Source organism: Chryseobacterium sp. DT-167 (assembly GCF_058310155.1).
Map to the genome: position 1 here is coordinate 1 of NZ_JBZEEQ010000088.1, position 608 is coordinate 608.

Annotated in this window: 2 protein-coding genes; both read left to right on the forward strand. The window is 65.0% G+C overall.

Annotation, left to right across the window (positions count from 1 at the left end; all coding sequences use genetic code 11):
• Nucleotides 1-380 (forward strand): hypothetical protein (locus AC4FQ5_RS19900; protein ID WP_491146369.1); only part of this gene is annotated, 380 nt, incomplete at its 5' end.
• Nucleotides 377-608: hypothetical protein (locus tag AC4FQ5_RS19905; RefSeq protein WP_491146371.1), on the forward strand; the 232-nt coding region annotated here is incomplete at its 3' end. The genes AC4FQ5_RS19900 and AC4FQ5_RS19905, both read left to right, overlap by 4 nt.

The following is a 608-nucleotide window of genomic DNA, read 5'->3' on the forward strand; positions in this document are numbered from 1 at the left end:
TGGCGGGCCGATTCGAGTCGATGAACGGCAAGTCGAACCCGGGCCGCGGTATGGCCGCACTCCACCCGACGACGGCGACCAACCTGGCATGGAAGATCAACGAGCTCGTTCGGAACGGCACCGACAGCTCGTCGATCCTCGACCTCTCGTCCGACGGGACCTCGGTCTATGGTTCCGCGTACCAGCTGGGTCGGGCGAAGACGGAATCGTTCAATGAGGGCACGTTCAAGGCCTCGTGGACCGATGGGACACCCGAGTGGATCTCCGATTGCCACGGTGACACCTACGGGGTCGTCCCGTTCAAGGGCGCCGTCTACACGGCCGGGCACGCGCACTATTGCGTCGGGTCGGCGGCTTCGATGACAACCAGGGGAGCGTGACCTCGAACAACTACCACCGCGCCCTGGCATTCTCGGTCGCGACGACCCGCACGCTCGCTCCCTACACGCGTGATGACATGTACACGAATTACGCCGGCAAGCCGTCGCCGTCGCTCCTCGACTGGTATCCCGATTTCACGGTCGGCGAGTTCACCGGGTCGACGCAGGGGCCGTGGGACGTCACCGCGGCCGGCAAGTACGTCCTTTATGGCGGTGAGTTCCCGTCCG